Origin of the sequence: Spirilliplanes yamanashiensis (assembly GCF_016863475.1) — a bacterium.
Classification (GTDB): domain Bacteria; phylum Actinomycetota; class Actinomycetes; order Mycobacteriales; family Micromonosporaceae; genus Spirilliplanes; species Spirilliplanes yamanashiensis.
The window spans coordinates 1-17,872 of the sequence record NZ_BOOY01000041.1 but is presented as its reverse complement, the minus strand read 5'-3'; the positions used below and the strand labels follow the sequence as shown (position 1 = coordinate 17,872).

At 72.6% G+C, this 17,872-nt stretch carries 18 protein-coding genes, 1 tRNA gene and 1 pseudogene; 8 read left to right on the top strand and 12 right to left on the bottom strand.

Features of this window, described 5'->3' with window-relative positions; all coding sequences use genetic code 11:
• Nucleotides 1-170 precede the first annotated feature (170 nt).
• A complete protein-coding gene (locus Sya03_RS28535; protein WP_203941537.1) occupies nucleotides 171-443 on the top strand; it encodes a hypothetical protein in 273 nt (90 codons plus the stop codon).
• 101 nt (nucleotides 444-544) lie between these two features.
• The gene (locus Sya03_RS28530; protein ID WP_203941536.1) at nucleotides 545-1,834 is read left to right on the top strand and encodes a site-specific integrase; all 1,290 of its coding nucleotides are present in this window, start codon (nucleotides 545-547) and stop codon (nucleotides 1,832-1,834) included.
• A 165-nt stretch (nucleotides 1,835-1,999) separates the two neighbouring features.
• Here the strand turns inward: Sya03_RS28530 and Sya03_RS31925 are convergent.
• Nucleotides 2,000-2,509, bottom strand: a pseudogene (locus Sya03_RS31925) (pentapeptide repeat-containing protein); the annotation flags it as partial.
• A 713-nt stretch (nucleotides 2,510-3,222) separates the two neighbouring features.
• Nucleotides 3,223-4,248: a zinc-dependent alcohol dehydrogenase family protein gene (locus tag Sya03_RS28520; protein WP_203941535.1), complete on the bottom strand. Its 1,026-nt coding sequence runs from the start codon at nucleotides 4,246-4,248 to the stop codon at nucleotides 3,223-3,225.
• Nucleotides 4,249-4,384: 136 nt separating this feature from the next.
• Between Sya03_RS28520 and Sya03_RS28515 the strand changes: the two genes are divergently transcribed.
• A complete protein-coding gene (locus Sya03_RS28515) occupies nucleotides 4,385-5,266 on the top strand; it encodes a helix-turn-helix transcriptional regulator (RefSeq protein WP_203941534.1) in 882 nt (293 codons plus the stop codon).
• A 342-nt stretch (nucleotides 5,267-5,608) separates the two neighbouring features.
• Here Sya03_RS28515 and Sya03_RS28510 read toward each other — a convergent pair whose 3' ends face one another.
• Nucleotides 5,609-6,109, bottom strand: coding sequence for a hypothetical protein (locus Sya03_RS28510; RefSeq protein ID WP_203941533.1), 501 nt, complete (start codon nucleotides 6,107-6,109; stop codon nucleotides 5,609-5,611).
• Between the two features lie 191 nt (nucleotides 6,110-6,300).
• Between Sya03_RS28510 and Sya03_RS28505 the strand changes: the two genes are divergently transcribed.
• From Sya03_RS28505 to Sya03_RS28490, 4 genes are all read left to right on the top strand, one after another.
• A complete protein-coding gene (locus tag Sya03_RS28505) occupies nucleotides 6,301-6,498 on the top strand; it encodes a hypothetical protein (RefSeq protein ID WP_203941532.1) in 198 nt (65 codons plus the stop codon).
• 230 nt (nucleotides 6,499-6,728) lie between these two features.
• Nucleotides 6,729-7,097, top strand: a complete 369-nt coding sequence (locus Sya03_RS28500; RefSeq protein ID WP_203941531.1) for a hypothetical protein — start codon at nucleotides 6,729-6,731, stop codon at nucleotides 7,095-7,097.
• Nucleotides 7,094-8,179: a hypothetical protein gene (locus Sya03_RS28495; RefSeq protein ID WP_203941530.1), complete on the top strand. Its 1,086-nt coding sequence runs from the start codon at nucleotides 7,094-7,096 to the stop codon at nucleotides 8,177-8,179. The genes Sya03_RS28500 and Sya03_RS28495 overlap by 4 nt, the downstream gene beginning before the upstream one ends.
• Before the next feature lie 4 nt (nucleotides 8,180-8,183).
• Nucleotides 8,184-8,420, top strand: a complete 237-nt coding sequence (locus Sya03_RS28490) for a hypothetical protein (RefSeq protein WP_203941529.1) — start codon at nucleotides 8,184-8,186, stop codon at nucleotides 8,418-8,420.
• Nucleotides 8,421-8,677: 257 nt separating this feature from the next.
• Here Sya03_RS28490 and Sya03_RS28485 read toward each other — a convergent pair.
• The 3 genes from Sya03_RS28485 to cmk all read right to left on the bottom strand — a co-directional run bounded on the left by Sya03_RS28485 (nucleotide 8,678) and on the right by cmk (nucleotide 10,945).
• A tRNA-Pro gene (locus tag Sya03_RS28485) sits at nucleotides 8,678-8,751 on the bottom strand.
• Between the two features lie 86 nt (nucleotides 8,752-8,837).
• Nucleotides 8,838-10,268 (bottom strand): ribosome biogenesis GTPase Der, encoded by a 1,431-nt coding sequence (gene der, locus Sya03_RS28480; protein WP_203941528.1) that lies wholly within the window; start codon nucleotides 10,266-10,268, stop codon nucleotides 8,838-8,840.
• On the bottom strand, nucleotides 10,265-10,945 hold the full coding sequence (gene cmk, locus Sya03_RS28475) for a (d)CMP kinase (RefSeq protein ID WP_203941527.1): 681 nt from the start codon (nucleotides 10,943-10,945) through the stop codon (nucleotides 10,265-10,267). The genes der and cmk overlap by 4 nt, the downstream gene beginning before the upstream one ends.
• A gap of 826 nt (nucleotides 10,946-11,771) precedes the next feature.
• On the opposite strand from cmk, the gene Sya03_RS28470 reads away from it, so the two are divergent.
• Nucleotides 11,772-12,695 carry a DMT family transporter gene (locus Sya03_RS28470; RefSeq protein WP_203941526.1) on the top strand — a complete coding sequence of 308 codons (924 nt, stop codon included), beginning with the start codon at nucleotides 11,772-11,774 and terminating at the stop codon, nucleotides 12,693-12,695.
• On the opposite strand, the gene Sya03_RS28465 is transcribed toward Sya03_RS28470, so the two are convergent.
• From Sya03_RS28465 to Sya03_RS28440, 6 genes are all read right to left on the bottom strand, one after another.
• The gene (locus tag Sya03_RS28465; protein ID WP_203941525.1) at nucleotides 12,692-13,429 is read right to left on the bottom strand and encodes a pseudouridine synthase; all 738 of its coding nucleotides are present in this window, start codon (nucleotides 13,427-13,429) and stop codon (nucleotides 12,692-12,694) included. The genes Sya03_RS28470 and Sya03_RS28465 overlap by 4 nt on opposite strands.
• Nucleotides 13,416-14,537, bottom strand: a complete 1,122-nt coding sequence (gene scpB / locus Sya03_RS28460) for an SMC-Scp complex subunit ScpB (RefSeq protein WP_203941524.1) — start codon at nucleotides 14,535-14,537, stop codon at nucleotides 13,416-13,418. Before scpB ends, Sya03_RS28465 begins: the two co-directional genes overlap by 14 nt.
• Nucleotides 14,534-15,556: a segregation and condensation protein A gene (locus Sya03_RS28455; RefSeq protein ID WP_203941523.1), complete on the bottom strand. Its 1,023-nt coding sequence runs from the start codon at nucleotides 15,554-15,556 to the stop codon at nucleotides 14,534-14,536. Before Sya03_RS28455 ends, scpB begins: the two co-directional genes overlap by 4 nt.
• A complete protein-coding gene (locus tag Sya03_RS28450) occupies nucleotides 15,553-16,224 on the bottom strand; it encodes a hypothetical protein (protein ID WP_203941522.1) in 672 nt (223 codons plus the stop codon). The genes Sya03_RS28455 and Sya03_RS28450 overlap by 4 nt, the downstream gene beginning before the upstream one ends.
• Nucleotides 16,225-16,231: 7 nt before the next feature.
• On the bottom strand, nucleotides 16,232-17,161 hold the full coding sequence (locus Sya03_RS28445) for a ParA family protein (RefSeq protein ID WP_203941521.1): 930 nt from the start codon (nucleotides 17,159-17,161) through the stop codon (nucleotides 16,232-16,234).
• Nucleotides 17,162-17,332: 171 nt separating this feature from the next.
• Nucleotides 17,333-17,872: tyrosine-type recombinase/integrase (locus tag Sya03_RS28440; protein ID WP_203941520.1), on the bottom strand; the 540-nt coding region annotated here is incomplete at its 5' end.

Here is a 17,872-nt window from a genome sequence, read left to right as displayed (position 1 = left end):
TCTGGCGGACCCACCCGGGCCCGCCTTTTTTGTGTCCGCGACCGGCCAACCCGCTCCACCGCACTGCTGGCGGCCGGCCACGACACGAGCCCTCTGACCTGCCCAAGCCCGAGCCGTCCCGGCCCGGGCTTTTTTGATGCCCAGGAAATGATCTTGAAGGGAGGTGAGAGATGCTGAAGAATTCCTCCCCCGCCCGCCGGGGTCGGGCCGTCGCGGCCCGGGTGCTGCCCACCGTCGGTGCGGGCGCGGCCGCCGGCGGTGGCGCGCTGGCCGGGCACCCGACGGCCGGCGCCGTGGCGGCCGCCGTCATCGTGGCGGGCCAGCTGGTCGTCGTCGGGACGCCGGTGCTGGCGGCGAGCCTGATCGCGCTGTTCAACAAGAACGGCGCCGACGCGGTCAAGCGGATCGGGGCGCTGACGGATTTGATCGACAAGCTGCGCTGAGCCCCCGGCTTCCACGCGGGCATCGACCGTCATCGAAAGGAATCTCAGCATCTTTCGTCCCGGAAAACCGCGAGCCCTGATTCCCGATAAGCTTCCTTCCCGTGCATCAGAACACCCCCGCCGACCCCGGCCCTGCGGACCACCCGGCCGAGGTCTCCGACGCCTCCGCCGACGCCTCCGCCGACGCCTCCGCCGACGACTCCGCCGACGACTCCGGCCGCCCGGTGGCCGCCGGCGCCGCCGACGTCTCCCCCGCCGAGATCGTGGTGGTGCCGGGCCCCCGGCCGGAGGCCGCCGTGGTGTTCCCGATCTCCGGCCCGGAGGGCGGCCTGTCGGTGTCGGCGCGGGCGCGGTTGCGCCGGGCGACGGCGGAGGCGACCCGGGTGGCGTATCGGGGGGATCTGCGCCGGTTCCTGGTTTGGGTGGCCGGCCGTGGGCTGCTGCCCGCCGGGCTGGCGCCGCCGGCGGCCGGGCGGGTCGGCGACGCCGTGCTCGCGGCGGGGTTCGCCGCCGTGCTGGACCGGGCCGGGCCCGGGCAGATGGCGGTCCTGGCGGCCGACTACGTCGACACCCTCGCCACCGCCGGCCGGGCGCCGTCCACGATCGACCGGGCCCTGGCCGCCCTGGCGGTGGCGCACCGCACCGCCGGCGCCGGGCCCCTGCCCACCGACGCGGCGCGGGGGGTGCTGCGCGGCTACCGCCGCGAGGCCGCCGACGCCGGCCGCCGCACCCGCACCGCCAAGCCGGTCACCGTAAGCGTGTTGCGCGCCCTGGTCGACACCTGCGACGTGTCAACCCTGGCCGGGCTGCGGGACCGGGCGCTGCTGGTCGCCGGGTTCGCCCTCGGCGCCCGGCGCAGCGAGCTCGTCGCCCTCGACCTGGCCGACCTGGAGGTCACCGGCGCCGGCCTGCAGGTGACCATCCGCCGGTCCAAGACCGACACCTTCACCCGCACCGGCACCGCCGGCCGCATCAGCGCGCTGCCCTACGGAACGCACCCGGACACCTGCCCGGTGCGCACCCTCGGCGCGTGGACCACCGCCCTCGCCGAGCGCGGCATCATCGGCGGGCCGCTGTTCCGCCGCATCGACCGCCACGGCACCCTCGGCCGGGCCCCGCACGGCCTCGGCAGCCTCGACGGCCGGCTCACCGGCCAGGCCGTCGCCCACCTGATCCGCCGCGCCGCCACCCGCGCCGGCCTGGACGCCGCCACCTTGTACTCGGGGCATTCGCTGCGGCGCGGGTTCGCCACCGAGACCTACCGGGCCGGCGCCGACCCGCTGCGCATCGCCCGGCACGCCGGCTGGACCGACGGCTCCCCCGTCCTGGCCCGCTACATCGACACCGTCGACCGGTGGAAAGCCAACCCGCTCACCGGCGTCGGCCTCTAACACCCCCAGCTCCACCAGCTCGCCCCGCAGATCGTCTGGCAACACCACCCCCACGAGCGACCGGGCCACCGCCAGCTGCTGCGCCGACACCCGGCACCGCCCGGCGTCGCCCACCAGGACCGCCTCGGTCAGGTCCGCGCCGTGCAGCTGGGCCTCGTCCAGGTTGGCGCCCTGCAGCTGCGCTCCATGCAGGATCGCGCGTTGCAGCTGCGCCCTGCCCAGGATCGTCCGCTGCAGCTGCGCCCCGCCGAGGACCGCGTGCTGCAGCTGCGCCCCGCCGAGGACCGCGCCCTGCAGCTGCGCCCCGAACAGGTTCGCGCGCTGCAGCTGCGCCCTGACCAGGATCGCGCGCTGCAGCTGCGCCCTAAACAGGTTCGCCCCCTGCAGCTGCGCTCCGTTCAGGTTCGCCTCCTGCAGCTGCGCCTGAGCCAGGTTCACGCCACGCAGGTGCAGGTCGTGCAGGTCGATCCGGTACTCGGCGCCCGGGCGGTGCGGGCGCCGGGCTAGGGCGGTCAACGCTGCCTGCACGTCGGGCTCGGGCTCGGCCAGCAGCGCGGGCCGGGGGTAGATCGGCGATCGGATGTTCGAATCCGCGGTAGCGCGGGGGGCGCGGTGCCGGATGAACGCGACGAGGACCTCGACGATGTCGCCGTGGTGGCCGGGTGCGTCGCGCATGACGTGGGCGAGGGCGTGGATGCCGCCGATGCGCACGTACAGCTCGGGCGAGCCGAGCCGCTCCAAGGCCTTGGTGAACCGGTCGGTGACCTGCCCCCGCTGCGCCAGCCGGTAGTTGCGGGCGGTGTAGAGCAGACCAACGGCCACCACCAGGGCGCCGGCCAGGGACACCACCAGCAGGCGGGCGTTGTGCCGGGCGGCCAGCACCTCTCCCGGCCCCGGCGTGCCGGTCAGCTCCGGCACCCCGAGCAGCCGCGGCGCCGCCCACACCGCCACCCCGTAGCCGACCAGAACCAGCACCGCCGCTCCGGTCCACAGCAGCAGCGGGTGGGCCCGCAGCCACCGCCAGCCGCGCGCTAGGTACCGCCAGCCGGCGGCCGCCCGGCTGGTCGCCCACCGCCATCCGCGGGCCCCGCGGACCCGCCGGAGTACGCGCTGCCATCGGTCGCTCACTCGAGCATCGTGACCGAACCCGCCATCCCCGTCACCTGCGGCCGCCCCAGCAGGCGTCGGCCCCCGGGCGTGCCAGGGCCGACGACCTGATCACTTGCGGCGCTTGTACCAGATCGCACGCGTCCGGTACGGCGCCCGCCGCTCCGGCTCCGCAGCCGGGCCAGCGCCGGGCGGGGTGGTCCAGCCGTCCAGCCGTGCGACGGCGTACGTGTGCGTGAACCCCTCGGCCCGGCGCTTGCGCGTACCGACCTGAACCTCGACTAGACCGTGAACAGGACCTTGGTGGCACGGCGTTCGTGCATGGCCTGGTAGCCCTCGGCGGCCTGGTCGAGCGGGAGTTCGAGGTCGAAGACCTTGCCCGGGTCGATCTTGCGGTCCCAGATCAGCTGGATCAGGTCGGGCAGGAACCGGCGTACCGGCGCCGGACCGCCGAGAGTGTGGATGCCGGCGAGGAACAGGTCGAAGCCGGGAATGGTCACGCCGTAGTTGACCCCGACGTAGCCCAAGTGCCCCCCGCCGCGGGTGGCGCCAACGGCCTGCATGAACGCCTCCTGGGTGCCGACCGCCTCGACCACACTGTGCGCGCCGAGACCCCCGGTGAGTTCCTTGATCTTCGCCACGCCGTCGTCGCCGCGTTCCTCGACGATGTCGGTCGCGCCGTAGAAGCGGGCCAGCGCCTGCCGGTCCGCGTGCCGCGACATGGCGATGATCCGTTCCGCGCCGAGCTGCTTGGCCGCGAGGATCGCCATCAGGCCGACGGCGCCGTCACCGACGACCGCGACGGTCTTGCCCGGGCCGGCTTCGGCGGCCACCGCGGCGAACCAGCCCGTGCCCAGGACGTCGGAGGCGGCCAGCAGCGAGGGGATCAGCTCCGGATCCGGCTGGCCCGGTGTCGCGACCAGCGTGCCGTCGGCGTGCGGGATGCGGGCCTTCTCCGCCTGGGTGCCGATCGTCGCGGCGACGAATTCGGCGTGCACGCACTTGGACTGGAACCCGGCCTGGCAGATTTCGCAGGTGTTGTCCGAGATGACGAAGGAGCCGACCACGAAGTCGCCGACCTTGACGTTCTTGACCTGGTCGCCGACCTGCTCGACCACGCCGACGTACTCGTGTCCCATCGGCGAGGGTCCGTCGAGCTTCTCGACGCCGCGGTAGGGCCACAGGTCCGACCCGCAGATGCAGCTGGCCGACAGCCGGATGATCGCGTCGGTGGGTTCGATGATCTGCGGGTCCTCGCGTCGCTCGACGCGGACGTCGCCGGGCGCGTGCATGACCACTCCACGCATGGAGGTACTCCTCATCAGGGGAAATTCGGTGTGTCGTATCCATGTCACCTTCTCCCGGGCGTGCGCGGCAGGCTGACGTTATGGGGGGGCAGAAGCACAACCTCCCTCGGCCCGTGGCCGGGCCTACCGTTAAGGGGTGGACAACCGCTCCGACATCCGCGACTTCCTCGCCACTCGCCGCGCCCGGCTCACCCCCGAACAGGTCGGGCTGCCCACCGGCGGCGGCAGGCGGCGGGTGGCCGGGCTGCGCCGCGAGGAGGTCGCTGTGCTCGCCGGGGTGAGCATCGAGTGGTACACGCGGCTGGAGAAGGGCCACATCAGCGGCGTCTCCGACGACGTCCTAGAAGCCGTCGCCCGGGCGCTGCGCCTCGACGAGGAAGAGACCGCCTACCTGCTCGACCTCGCCAGGGCGGCCAGCGCGAAGAGCCCACGGCGCCGGCGGGCCGTCGACGTCCCAACAAGCGTGCAGTGGCTGCTGGACTCCATGACCCTGTCCGCCGCGTTCGTCACCAACGGCCGCCTCGACATGGTGGCGGCCAACCCGCTCGGCCGGGCGCTTTACTCGGCAATGCTGAACGGGCCTACTGCCGCGGCCGGCGGCACCGGCAACATCGCGCGGTACAACTTCCTCGACCCGGCAGCCCGCGACTTCTACGCCGACTGGGACGCCGCCGCCGACACCACCGTCGCGCTGCTACGCGCCGAAGCCGGTCGGTACCCGAACGACAAGGCACTCCGGGAACTCGTCGGCGAACTGTCCACGGTCAGCGCCGAGTTCCGCACACGGTGGGCCGCCCACGACGTCCGCCTGCACCACGGCGGCGTCAAACGCTTCCGGCACCACGCCGTCGGATCCCTCGAACTCACCTACTACCCCTTGGTCCTGCCCACCTCCGTGCACACAGCGCACACCTTGACCAGCTACATCGCACAGCCCGGCAGTGACTCCGAGGACAAACTCAAACTCCTCACCAGCTGGGCAGCCACCGACACGCTGCGGACGGGCCCAGTCGGGTGACGCCCGGTGGTGGGCCGCCGTCAACTGCTTAGCGTTGTTTTGGTCTGGAAACCTGCGGACGGGCCTACGGGTTCCGCGAGGTCGGGGCGGCCGACGGTGATGGCGAGGTCCTGGCGCAGCACCAGCCCAGTGGTCACGATCCGGGCCACGAGCCGCGCCCGGGTCCGCAGGGGCTCGTCCCCGGGGGCGGTGCGCCGGCCGAGGCGGCCGTCGTGCAGTTCGCCGCGCCAGTGATCGCCGTGGGTGTCGTAGAACTCCTGCAGCCCCGCACGGCGGGCAGCGATGTCCAGTAGCAGCCCCGCACCAGCAGCTCGACGTCGGCGTCGGGCAGTTGCACTTGAGCTAGAAGGGTGGCTCGTCGTCGAAGCGTGACGATGTGGGGGCAGGTGCGGTGGCCCACGGGTCACCGAAGCTGGATCGCGGCGCCGGGGCAGGCGGGCTCGGACGAGGGGGCAGGGTGGGAAGCTCCGTCTCGTAGTGATCCAGAACCGAGTTCCATCGCTTCTTCAGCTCGTCCTTGAACGAGTAGTTGACCCAGTTGTCGTCCGGCCAGCGATCTTCACCCGGGTCCCGGCCGGCCAGGCCGCACAGTGCTTCCAGGATTGCCTCGACGGTCGACCAGTTGCGCGGCACGACGGTGCCGGTGAGTGTTCGCCGGATGGTCTCGGTGCTTGCCGTGCCGCGAAGGCTGCGTGCCTCCCAGTTCTCCTGGATCCATCTGGCGATGGTGCGTAGCGGTGGCCGCCCGGCCTCGCGGTAGTGCGTGAACAGTTCCTCGACGAACTCGCGGCGCGGCCCTTCTGGGAGCTCCGCCTTCGTGGGCATCCTCAGCAGCTGCGGCATGACTCGAATGGTCACACCGCGGCAAGCTTTGTCAACTATCGACACGGATCCACATCGGTATGTCAACCTGTTGACAACGGTTGCCCTGCCGTGACGAAGAGAGTCCATGCAGGTCAACCACTTTTCTGGCCCTCCACGATGGTTGGTGGCGGCACTGCCGTGCCGCGCAGCCCAACGTGAAGGACTTCTGCATGACACCGTCGACCCGCGCGCTCTGGCTCGCGATCACGACCCTCGTCGCCATCCTTGTGGGCAGTGCTGGCGGCCTGCTCGGCTGGACCAGCGGGCTAAATCCGGCTGCGGCGATCCTCACCGGCGCAGGTTCGTTCACCGGCGCGATGTGGCTGATGCTCTCCGTCATCCGGTTCGCCACGAACGCCGGGGAATGAGCCGCACGAGTCGACGCCCGCGCCCCTGCCCGGTTCCAGGGATCCCGGTACGCCGAAGGGCGCCTCCCGCGGGAGGCGCCCTTCCGGTGCGGTGCGGCCCGAGGTCAGGCGGCCGCCGTCTGGATGGTGATGGAGCGCCCCGACGGGCGCGCTGGAGTACGGCATCGGCCTCGTCGGTCGGGTCCTGCAGCTGGAACGTTGTTGTCGGAGCGTGTCCGTACGATCCCGGAATGCAATCTCCCCATGGTGGTGGTCTGCGCATCAATGCTGGTCTCGAGCTGCGCGACAATGCCGGCGCCCTCGAACTGGTCTTCACCCGGCACACCGTCGGGCTCACCGAGTTCGAGACCCGATACGACGACCGGCTGAAGATCGCGCTGGCGCCACGCCCACGTTGTCACCGACGAAGATCTCCTGCGGGCAGGGCCCGAATGGCACGGATCGTCGAGCAGTTCGCCGCCAAGCCGGTGACCTGCCACATCGACCACGTGCGACCGCTCCGGACCCCGATGGGCGGCAGGCCCGGCGAGGAGCACGTGACGCCCCAAATCCTGTTCGGGTGGGACATCCCTGCACGCGGCGCGGTGCCGTGGCCATGAACCGCCGATCGGGTCCGGAGGGCGCCTTCCTCGTCGAGGAAGCCGTTGTCACCGACGCCGACCTCGGCCCCAGTATGAACGAGGCGTCCCTCAAGCAGTCGCGTGACGCCTTCATCGAGCGGCTCGAGAAGGCAGTGAACGCGGCCGACGTCGCGATCGAGCAGCGCCGGCAGCAGATGCATGGCGAAGTCCTCGCCGCCCTGACTGTTCGCTTTCGGAGCGTGAAGGCCCTGCACGAGGCGGCCGCGACGCTCGGCATCCCCATCGGCCCGCGTACCGCGCCCGAGCGGATCCCGATCCAGCTACGACGGATCACCATGACCCGCCCCGCCGCCATCTTCGGTGAGCAGCAGTGGCGCCTGGACGACGCCGTCGCCGAGACGTCATCACGACCATCATGTCGTTCTCCACGGCGCGGGGAAGCTCAGCTGCGCAAAGGCAGGCCGGACTGTGGTCCGGTGTGGATGAGACAGCGCATGAGGAGCAGAAGAAAGATCGGCACATCAACGCTGAATATGAGCGTGTGTCGGGCGCGCGGTCACAGTGCTGGCTGGTTCATTGACGCCATCGCCCGCCGGGGCGCCACCAGGGGCGCCGTCGCCGCGCTCGTCGCCTCCGGCTCCCTCCGGGAGCGACCCAGCGGCTGGCAGGGCCGGTCAGCATCGCTCGATAACAGTCCGCCGGACATCGGCGTCGAGCATGGCCTGCGCGCGGTGCTGCCCGTTGTCCACCCCGCTATCCCGTCGATCAATCGTCCATGCGGCACGATCGGGTCGTTGAACAGCCAGTTGGGGGTTTCGCGCTCCCAGCCGCTGAGGTCAAGCTCGTCCGCCCCGTCGTCGACGTACCGCGCGATGTCTTCGAAGGGCGTGCGAATGGCTTCGGTGTCACGCATTAGCCCATGCGCCAGCACGGAGACCCGGTGCCAGTCCCCGCCGTGGTACCAGCAGCGGTCCCGGCGGCCGCGGCGCGGAATCATCGGGCGCATCACGCCGCGCCACCACGGGGTGCCGACAGGCATGCAGGCTTCGCGCCGGAATGGGTGCGGGCGCGCGAACAGCGCCACCCATGCCCCGGCGTAGCCGGGTGCATCGACCGGCGGCGGTGCGGGCCGGGGCACGAAGTCAACTCCCCGCTCCGTATCCACGGATTGGCCCACCAGGCGATGGATCTCGGCATCCAGAGCGCGGCCTGAAGGAGGTCGGCGCCTTCATCGACAAGGGCGGCAACAACTTCTGGGGCGTCGAGGTCCACAAGATCGGCGGAAAGCAGTACGTGCTTGCCAGCGACCGGGACTACGGCCTTTACATCTTCAAGGTCTGACCCCGTCCATGAGAGTGGCGGCGGATCCCGCGAGGGGCCGCCGCCACTCCCCGTCTCCAGCCCGCTTTGCCGCCATGGCCCCACATCGATTTGAACACGACTGGGATGCCCGGGGTGACGACGACGATCGCGCAGGTCGGGGCCATGCCGACGGCGTCCGGCTGGGTACGTCTGGTCCCGGGGTCAAATGGGGGTCAAATGATCAAGAGCCGGTTTCCTGATCTTCAGGAAACCGGCTCTGAGCTGCGAATTCTCTGTCGGGACGGCCGGATTTGAACCGACGACCCCTTGACCCCCAGTCAAGTGCGCTACCAAACTGCGCCACGTCCCGTCGCCGCACGCTCAAACCCCAACGTGCGGCAGCCGGTACAGCGTAGCGCAGACCTCAACCTCTCGCGCACACGCCCCACCGACCCGTCACCCGTGAGCTTTGCCCCGCCCGCCGGGCCCGGTCTTCTTGCGCGCCCGGACGGACACCTCGATCGGCGACCCCTCGAAGCCGAACTCCTCGCGCAGCTTGCGTTCCACGAACCGCTGGTATCCGGCGTCGAGCGGCCCGGTCGTGAACAGCACGAACCGGGGCGGCGCGACACCGGCCTGCGTGGCGAACAGCACCCGCGGCGCCCGGCCGCCGCGCACCGGGTGCGGGGTGGCCTGGACGAGGGCGGTGAGCCACTGGTTGAGCTGGCCGGTGGGGATGCGCTTCTCCCACGAGGCGAGGGCGCGGCGCAGGGCCGGTGCCAATTTCTCGACGGCGCGGCCGGTCTTGGCGGAGATGTTGACGCGGATCGCCCAGGGGATGCGGCGCAGTTCGCGTTCGATCTCCTTGTCGAGGTAGAAGCGGCGGTCGGCGTCGACGAGATCCCACTTGTTGAAGGCGATGACCAGGGCGCGGCCGGCTTCGACGACGGAGGTGAGGACGCGCTGGTCCTGCTCGGAGATGACCTCGCCGGAGTCGAGCAGCACGACGGCGACCTCGGCGGCCTCGACGGCGCCGGCGGTGCGCAGGGAGGCGTAGTACTCGGTGCCGGAGGCCTGGTTGACGCGTTTGCGCAGGCCGGCGGTGTCGACGAACTGCCAGACCTCGCCGTCCATCTCGACGAGGCTGTCGACGGGGTCGACGGTGGTGCCGGCGACGGAGTCGACGACGGCGCGTTCCTCGCGGGCGAGGCGGTTGAGCAGGGACGACTTGCCGACGTTGGGGCGGCCGACGAGCGCGACGCGGCGGGGGCCGCGCGGGCCGCCCTCGATGATCGGCGGCGGCTCGGGCAGGGCGGCGAGGATGAGGTCGAGCAGGTCGCCGGAGTTGCGGCCGTGCAGGGCGGAGATGGGGTGCGGCTCGCCCAGGCCGAGCGACCAGAGGCCGTGCGCCTCGTTCTCGAGGGCGGCGTTGTCGACCTTGTTGGCGACCAGGATGACGGGCTTGTGGCTGCGCCGCAGCATCTTCACGGCGGCCTCGTCGACGTCGGTGGCGCCGACGGTGGCGTCGACGACGAACACGACGGCGTCGGCGGTCGCGATGGCGGCCTCGGCCTGGGCGGCGATGGCGGCGGCGCGGTCCTTGGCGTCGGGTTCCCAGCCGCCGGTGTCGACGACGGTGAACCGGCGCCCGTTCCAGTTCGCGTCGTAGGGCACCCGGTCGCGGGTCACGCCGGGCACGTCCTCGACGACGGCCTGGCGGCGGCCGATGAGGCGGTTGACCAGCGTGGACTTGCCGACGTTCGGCCGGCCCACCACGGCGAGGATGGGCGCCGGCGCGTGCGGCTGACCGGCCTCCTCGTCGTCGACGTCGAGGTTGAATTCGGTCCAGCCGTCGAACTCGGCGTCCGACAGTTCCGGCGAGGTCATGCGTTCACCCGTGTCTTGAGAAGATCGTGCAGTGCGGTGACGACCTCGTCGATGCTCATGCCCGTGGTGTCGAGCTCGACGGCGTCGCCGGCCTGCTTCAGCGGGCTGGCGGCCCGCGTCGAGTCGAGCTGGTCGCGGCGCGCGAGGTCCGCGGCGGTGGCGTCGACGTCGGCGGCGACCTCGGCGCTGCGCCGCTGCGCGCGCGCCGCGGCCGACGCGGTCAGGTAGACCTTGAGGGTGGCGTCGGGCGCCACGACGGACCCGATGTCGCGCCCCTCGACCACGATGTGCCCGGCGGCCGCGATGATGGCCCGCTGCTGGTCGACGAGCTGCTTGCGCACCGCGGGCACGGCCGCGACGGCGGAGACGTGCGCGGTCACCTCGGGCCCGCGGATCTCGGCGTCCACGTCCATCCCGTCGGCCCGGAAGTGCGGCGCGAGCGGATCGGTGCCGATCTCGAGCTCGGTCTCGGCCGCCACCTTCGCGACGGCGTCGGCGTCCTGCGGGTCGACCCCGGACCGCAGCACGGCCCACGTGATCGACCGGTACATGGCCCCGGTGTCGAGGTAGACGCCGCCCAGCCGACTGGCGAGACGCCGCGAAACGGTGGATTTGCCCGACCCGGACGGCCCGTCGACGGCCACCACGCACCGCTCGGACCGCGAAACTTCCGCCACCGTTCTCCTCCTCGACCATCCGCCGGCGCGAGCTTCCCGCCCCGGCACCCCACCCATTCTGCCCGGTCCCCCGCACCCACCGCCGACCGCCATCACCCGGCCCCACCCCAACCAAGATCAAAAGCCGGATGTCGCACGTCCGCCGCACACCGGACCGCTCGCTCCCGCGCGCACCGGGGGCGGCGGCCCACTCGCTCCGCTCGCACCCGGACCCCCGCCCCCCTGCCGGGTCCGCGAGCCACAACCAACCCCGCCCCCGAGTACCGCACCCCGCCCACCCGCGCGCCCGGCTCGGGTCGGTCGCGGAGCCCACGGCAGCGAGAATCGCCCCTCCGCCGTGCACCGACTGCGTCGCGGGGGATCGGCAGCGCACGCCTGCGGCGGCGTCCCGCCGCCCAACCGGGTCGATGCCGACCAGGTCGGTACGGCGCGCGGCCTTCAGGCCACCCCCACGGAACGCACGCCGTCGGTCGCCCTGACACGGCACTCCTGGCCGCGTCGGGTGATCGGCCGGAGGCCCGGCACGAGAACGTGCGGCAGGGGCGGAGACCCGGCGTCGGCCGCGAAGCGGAAGGCGACGCGGTCGCGGCCGACGCCCAGCGGGCCGCGGTCGGCGCCAGGAGCTGGCAAGCCGATCGCGGCCGGCGGGCCAGGAGGCAGCAGCGGGCGGCGAGCCGGCCGCGAGCCGCTGACGGTCGGAGGGTGGGGCAGCTCACGGGCGAGCGGGCGTGAGGCCGCCGGATCCGAGCGAAGCGCCGAGGCCAGCAACCGCGGGCGGGCGGGAAGCGGTTTGACCCGGGAGGGCCGGGGCGCGTATGACCGACGGGTGTCCCAGTCCGTGCGCTCCGGCGCGTTCCTTGTCATGGCCGCCGGGGTGTTGTGGGGTACCACCGGCACGTCGCAGGCGCTCAGTCCCTTAGCCGGGTCGCCGGTCGGGCTCGGCACGGCGCGGCTCGCCGGGGCCGGGCTGATCCTCGGGCTCGTGGCAATCGTCACGGTGCGGGGGCGGCTGGGGCGGCTCGTGCGGGACCATCTCGGGTGGTTCGCGGTCGGGGCCGCGGCCATGGCGGGCTACCAGTTGTCGTTCTTCACGGCCACCCGGGAGACGGGGGTGGCCGTCGGGACGTTGACCGCGATCGGGTCGGCGCCGCTGGTGGCCGGGGCGATCGCGGCGGCGACCGGGCATCGGCCGAGCCGGCGGTGGTTGCTGGCCACCGGCATCGCCATCGCCGGGCTGGTGCTGCTCGTGGCGCCCGGGGACGGCGGGTCGCTGGACGCCGCCGGGGTCGCCGCGGGGCTGGCGGCGGGGGCGTCGTACGCGCTGTACACGTGGGCCAGCCGGCATCTCATCGACCGGGGCGTGGCGGGGGTGCCGCTGCTGGCCGGGTTGTTCGTGGGCGGGGCGCTGCTGAGCCTGCCGTTCGCGTGGCGGCAGACCGGCGAGTGGCTGGCGGAGCCGGGTGGGCTGCTCGTCGTCGCGTATCTCACCGTGGTGGCGACCGTGGTGCCGTACCTGGTGTGGATCCGCGGGATGGCGACGACGCCGCCCGCCGTGGCCACCACGCTCACGCTCACCGAGCCGTTGACCGCCGCCACGCTGGGGGTGCTGGTGCTGCACGAGCCGGTCACCGGGGCGCTGCTCGGCGGGGCCGCGCTGCTGGTGGTGGGGCTGGCGCTGACGGCGTCGGCGAACACCGGCGACGGGCCGGCGGCGCCGACCCCCGCGCGGGATCCGGAGGCGGTGGCCTAGGAGACGGCCTTGAACAGGCCCGCGATCTCCGAGTTGGTGAGGCGGCGGGTGCGGCCCGGGCGGGTGTCGCCGAGGCGGATCGGGCCGATCTGGGTGCGGACCAGCCGCGACACGGGGTGGCCGACGGCGTCCATCAGGCGGCGGACGATGTGCTTGCGGCCCTCGTGCAGCACCAGCTCGATCTGGGCGCTCTTGCCGAACGTGTCGACCAGCTTGAACGAGTCGACCTTCGTGAAGCCGTCCTCCAGCTCGACGCCGGCGAGCAGCTGGCGGCCGACGGCGCGCGGCAGCGGGCCCGCCACCTCGGCCAGGTACGTCTTGGCGACGCCGTAGCTGGGGTGCATGAGCTTGTTGGCCAGGTCGCCGTCGTTGGTGAGCAGCAGCAGGCCCTCGCTGTCGGCGTCCAGGCGGCCGACGTGGAAGACGCGCTCCGGCACGTGGCCGAGGAAGTCGGCCAGCGCGGTGCGGCCCTTCTCGTCGTCCATGGTGGAGACGACGCCGCGGGGCTTGTTCATCGCCAGGTAGACGAGCTTGGTGTCGGTGATGATCCGCTCGGCGTCGACGTAGATCTCGGCGGTGGCGGGGTCGACCTTGTCGCCGAGCTTGGCGATCCGGCCGTTCACCTTGACGCGGCCGCGGAAGATCAGGTCCTCGCAGGCGCGCCGCGATCCGAGGCCGGCGGCGGCGAGCACCTTCTGCAGCCGTTCGGCGGTATCCGGATCAGCGTTGCGCATCGAACTCCTCTTCCACGTCGTCCGGCAGGAAGGGGGCCAGCGCCGGCAGCTGGTCGACCGAGTTGAGGCCGAGTTTCTCGAGGAACAGGGTGGTCGTGCGGTACAGGTACGCGCCCGACTCCGGTTCCGTGCCGACCTCCTCGACGAGGCCGCGGGTCACCAGCGTACGCATGACGCCGTCACAGTTCACACCGCGGATGGCCGAGATGCGCGAGCGGGTCACCGGCTGCTTGTACGCGACGACGGCGAGGGTCTCCAGCGCGGCCTGCGTGAGGCGGGTGGTCTGGCCGTCCAGGACGAAGCGCTCGACGTACGGCGCGTACTCCGGGCGGGTGTAGAGCCGCCAGCCGCCCGCGACCCGCCGCAGGTCGAAGCCGCGGCCGGCCGCCGTGTACTCCGCGGACACCGCCTCGAGCAGCCCCGCCACGCGTTCGGTGGGCTGCTCGACGATCTGGGCGAGCTGCATCTCCGCGACCGGCTGGTCCACGACCAGCAGGATCGCCTCGAGGGCGGCCCGCAGGTCGGCGTCGTCGGTCAGCGGCGGCAGTTCCTGGGTACGGGGGTCCGCGGCCACCCCGAGCGACCGGGTGTCCTTCCGCCCGCGGCCCTGCGCGGGCACCGCGCCGGCGGGCAGCTGGTCGCCGATCGGGGTGGGCGCGTCCACCGGCACGCCGACGCCCCCGTCGCCGTCGTCGCCCGGCTCGCCCACGGGGTCGTCCGCGGGGTCGGGGAAGGCGGCCGGGATCGGGATGTCGGGTTCGAGCGGGTCGGGGTCGCCGGTGGGCTGCGGCGCGTCGACGGTGGGCGCGCCGGGCGCCTCCCCCGGCAGGGCGGGCAGCTCGTCGGGGATGTCACCGCCGGGCTCACCGTCGGGCTCATCGCCGGGCTCGGCGTCGAGGTCGGCGTCGAGGTCGGCGTCGAGGTCGGCGTCGAGATCGAGGTCGGGCTCGGTGTCGAGGTCGGAGTCGGCGGCGGCGTCGGTCTCCGGCTCGGTGTCGGTGTCCGGCTCGGGGTCGGGGGCGGCGGTGGCGCGGGGCGCGCGCTCCCACGGCGGCACCCAGGAGGCGGCCGCGCTGGCCAGGGAATCGGGGCGCTCGTCGGTGGTCACCGGGCCGGCTCCTCACTCAGATCGTCGTCGGAGAGCTCGTCGTCGCCGGAGAGCTCGTCGTCGCCGGGTTCCTCGTCGGGGAACTCGTCGTCGTCCGGGAACTCGTCGTCGGCCTCGGGCGGCGTGGCGGCGGTGTCCGGCGGGGGCGGCGAGCCCGCGTACTCATCGATGTCGAGGTCCACGGCGGCTTCGCCGCCGGTCCAGCGGACCGTGAGCTCCCCCAGGGCCTCGGGCTGGTCGAAGGCGACGAGGCCCTCGCGGTAGAGCTCGAGCAGCGCCAGGAACCGGGCGACGACCTCGAGGGTGTTCTCGCAGTCGGCCGTGAGCAGGGTGAACGTGGCGACGCCGGCGCGTTGCAGGCGGTCGCGCAGGATGCCGGCGTGTTCGCGGACGCTGACCCGCACCTGGTGGATGTGGGCGATGGAGACCTGCGGCGGGCCGGGCTTCGGGGTGAGCGCCTTGAGGGCCAGCTTGAGCAGGCGGTCCGCGCCGATGCCGAGCACCAGGTCGGGCAGGGCCTCGGCGTAGCGCTCCTCCAGCGTGACGGCGCGCGGGTAGCGGCGCACGCCCACGCCCTCCAGCTCGGCGATGTGCGCCGCGGCCTCCTTGAACGCCTTGTACTGCAGCAGCCGCGCGAACAGCAGGTCGCGGGCCTCCAGCAGGGCGAGGTCTTCCTCGTCCTCGACGTCGGCGGCGGGCAGCAGCCGGGCCGCCTTGAGGTCGAGCAGGGTGGCCGCGACCAGCAGGAACTCGCTGGTCTCGCCGAGGTCCCAGTCGTCGCCCATGGCCCGGATGTAGGCGATGAACTCGTCGGTGACCTTGTGCAGGGCGATCTCGGTGACGTCGAGCTTGTGCTTGCCGATGAGTTGCAGCAGCAGGTCGAACGGGCCCTCGAAGTTGCTCAGCTTGACCTGGAAACCGGTGGTCGGGACCGGTTCCTGCTGGTCGGGGAGCTGCTCGGGCACCCGCTGACCGTAGACCACCGGCGTTTCCAGGTCGTTCGCAGCTTCCGAGATCATGTCCACACCCTCATCAACGGAGTGGCGACCGCGTCGATGACGAGGAAGAACGGAGTTCCCAGGAACGGGATGAGCATGACGGCCAGCAGCACGGCGATGCCGATGTTGTTGTCGGCGAACCAGTGCTTGTACTTGCCGATGCCGGGGCCGGGCGCGCGGAAGCAGCACCAGAGCAGGCCGAAGCCGTCCAGGGGCGGCATGGGCAGCAGCGCGAGGACGGCGAAGCACAGCGGCGCGACGGCCAGCGACAGCAGGAACTGCGCGCCGAAGTCGACGTCGTACACCCCGTACATGATGATGGCGGGGGTGTTGACCAGGAACGCTTCGCGGTCGGTGCCGTAGGTCAGCGCGTACACCGCGAGCAGCGCCTGGGCGAGGGCGAGCGCGGCGAGCGGCCCGGCGGCGAACACGAGGGCGGCGGCGCCGCGGCCCCGGCGGCGGGACACCTCGCCCACGTCGGTGGGCCGGCCCCAGCCGAGGCCGACGGCCGCGCCGACGGCGCCGAACGGGTCGACGTCGTGGCGGGGGCTGAACCAGGGCCCCCGGTCCCAGCTGAGGCGCAGGCCGCGGGTGACGGCGCGGATGGCGACGGCGCGGACCGTCAGAGCCAGGAGGAATCCGACCAAAAGCCCCGCGAGGGACGCGGGCTGGCCCAGAGCGTAGAGCACGGAGGGATCAGCGCTCGGCCTGAGCGGCGATCACTTCGCGGGCCAGCTGCCGGTAGTTGCGGGCGCCCGACGAGGCCGGGTCCAGGGTGGTGATGGGCGCGCCCGCCACCGTGGACTCGGGGAACTTCACGGTCTTGGTGATGACCGTCTGGTAGACCTTGTCGCCGAACGCCTCGACCACGCGCTGCAGCACCTGGCGGCAGTGCGTGGTGCGGCTGTCGTACATGGTCGCCAGGATGCCCTCGAGCTCCAGGTCGAAGTTGAGCCGCTCGCGCACCTTGTCGATGGTGTCCAGCAGCAGCGCGACGCCGCGCAGGCTGAAGAACTCGCACTCCAGCGGGATGAGCACGCCGTGCGCGACGGTCAGCGCGTTGATGGCGAGCAGGCCCAGCGACGGCTGGCAGTCGATGAGGATGTAGTCGTACTCGCGGCGGATCGGGCGCAGCGCCCGGGCCAGCGCCATCTCGCGCGCGACCTCGTTGACCAGCTGGATCTCCGCGGCCGACAGGTCGATGTTGGCCGGCAGCAGGTGCAGGCCCGCCACGTCGGTCTTGATGATGACGTCCTCGATGCCGACGTCGTCCTGCATGAGCAGGTTGTAGATGCTCAGGTCGAGGTTGTGCGGGTTGACGCCGAGGCCCACGGACAGCGCGCCCTGCGGGTCGAAGTCGACGAGCAGGACGCGGCGGCCGTACTCGGCCAGCGCGGCGCCCAGGTTGATCGTCGAGGTGGTCTTGCCGACGCCGCCCTTCTGGTTGGCGAGGGCGATGATCCGCGCGGGGCCGTGCCGGTCGGTCGGCATGGGCTCGGGGATCGGGCGGCGCATCGTGTACGCCGTCGGGTCGGCGGGACCGAGGTCGGCGCCGAGGCCGATGGAGTTCTGCTGCTCGCGGAGCACCGAGGTCCAGGCCTCGGCACGGTCTTCGCTTCCCACCATGTCTACGCCCCCTCCCGACCCGCCAACGGATCGCCGGCTCCCGCTGCGGACCGCCGTCCGGGCCCCGGCGAGCCCGGCCCTTCCGACGAGCGCCGATGCCCGACTGTACGCCACGCTGCACGCGCTCAGCGCTCAGTCTCCCGGCGTGTCGCCCTCCTTCGTGAACGGTCCTCAATGCCGTGCGCGAGGGTGCGCGGTGGCGTACACCTCGCGCAGGCGGTCCACGGTGACCAGCGTGTACACCTGCGTCGTGGTGACGGAGGCGTGCCCGAGCAGTTCCTGCACGACCCGCACGTCGGCGCCGCCGTCGAGCAGGTGGGTGGCGTAGGAGTGGCGCAGGGTGTGCGGGCTCGCCGCGGGCAGGCCGGCCTTCTCGGCGGCCCGGCGCAGGATCGCCCACGCGCTCTGCCGCGACAGCGGGCCGCCGCGGGCGTTGAGGAACACCGCCGGGGTGCCCCGGCCGAGGGCGGCCAGGCCGGGCCGGGAGCGCACCAGGTACGCGTCGACCGCCGCGATCGCGTACCCGCCGACCGGGACGAGCCGGGTGTGCCCGCCCTTGCCGCGCAGCGTCACCGCCGGGTCGGCGTGCCGCAGGTCCAGGTCGTCGACGGCCAGCCCGACCGCCTCGGAGATGCGCGCGCCCGTGCCGTACAGGAACTCCAGCAGGGCCCGGTCGCGCAGCGGCAGCGGCTCGGCGCCGCCGGGGTCGCC

Excerpts from the sequence above, each read along its gene's own strand:
- Sya03_RS28535 (WP_203941537.1), top strand. The coding sequence starts at position 171 with ATGCTGAAGAATTCCTCCCCCGCCCGCCGGGGTCGGGCCGTCGCGGCC.
- Sya03_RS28520 (WP_203941535.1), bottom strand. The coding sequence starts at position 4,248 with ATGCGTGGAGTGGTCATGCACGCGCCCGGCGACGTCCGCGTCGAGCGA.
- Sya03_RS28510 (WP_203941533.1), bottom strand. The coding sequence starts at position 6,109 with ATGCCGCAGCTGCTGAGGATGCCCACGAAGGCGGAGCTCCCAGAAGGG.
- Sya03_RS28505 (WP_203941532.1), top strand. The coding sequence starts at position 6,301 with ATGACACCGTCGACCCGCGCGCTCTGGCTCGCGATCACGACCCTCGTC.
- Sya03_RS28500 (WP_203941531.1), top strand. The coding sequence starts at position 6,729 with ATGCAATCTCCCCATGGTGGTGGTCTGCGCATCAATGCTGGTCTCGAG.
- Sya03_RS28495 (WP_203941530.1), top strand. The coding sequence starts at position 7,094 with ATGAACCGCCGATCGGGTCCGGAGGGCGCCTTCCTCGTCGAGGAAGCC.
- der (WP_203941528.1), bottom strand. The coding sequence starts at position 10,268 with ATGACCTCGCCGGAACTGTCGGACGCCGAGTTCGACGGCTGGACCGAA.
- Sya03_RS28465 (WP_203941525.1), bottom strand. The coding sequence starts at position 13,429 with ATGCGCAACGCTGATCCGGATACCGCCGAACGGCTGCAGAAGGTGCTC.
- Sya03_RS28455 (WP_203941523.1), bottom strand. The coding sequence starts at position 15,556 with ATGATCTCGGAAGCTGCGAACGACCTGGAAACGCCGGTGGTCTACGGT.
- Sya03_RS28445 (WP_203941521.1), bottom strand. The coding sequence starts at position 17,161 with ATGGTGGGAAGCGAAGACCGTGCCGAGGCCTGGACCTCGGTGCTCCGC.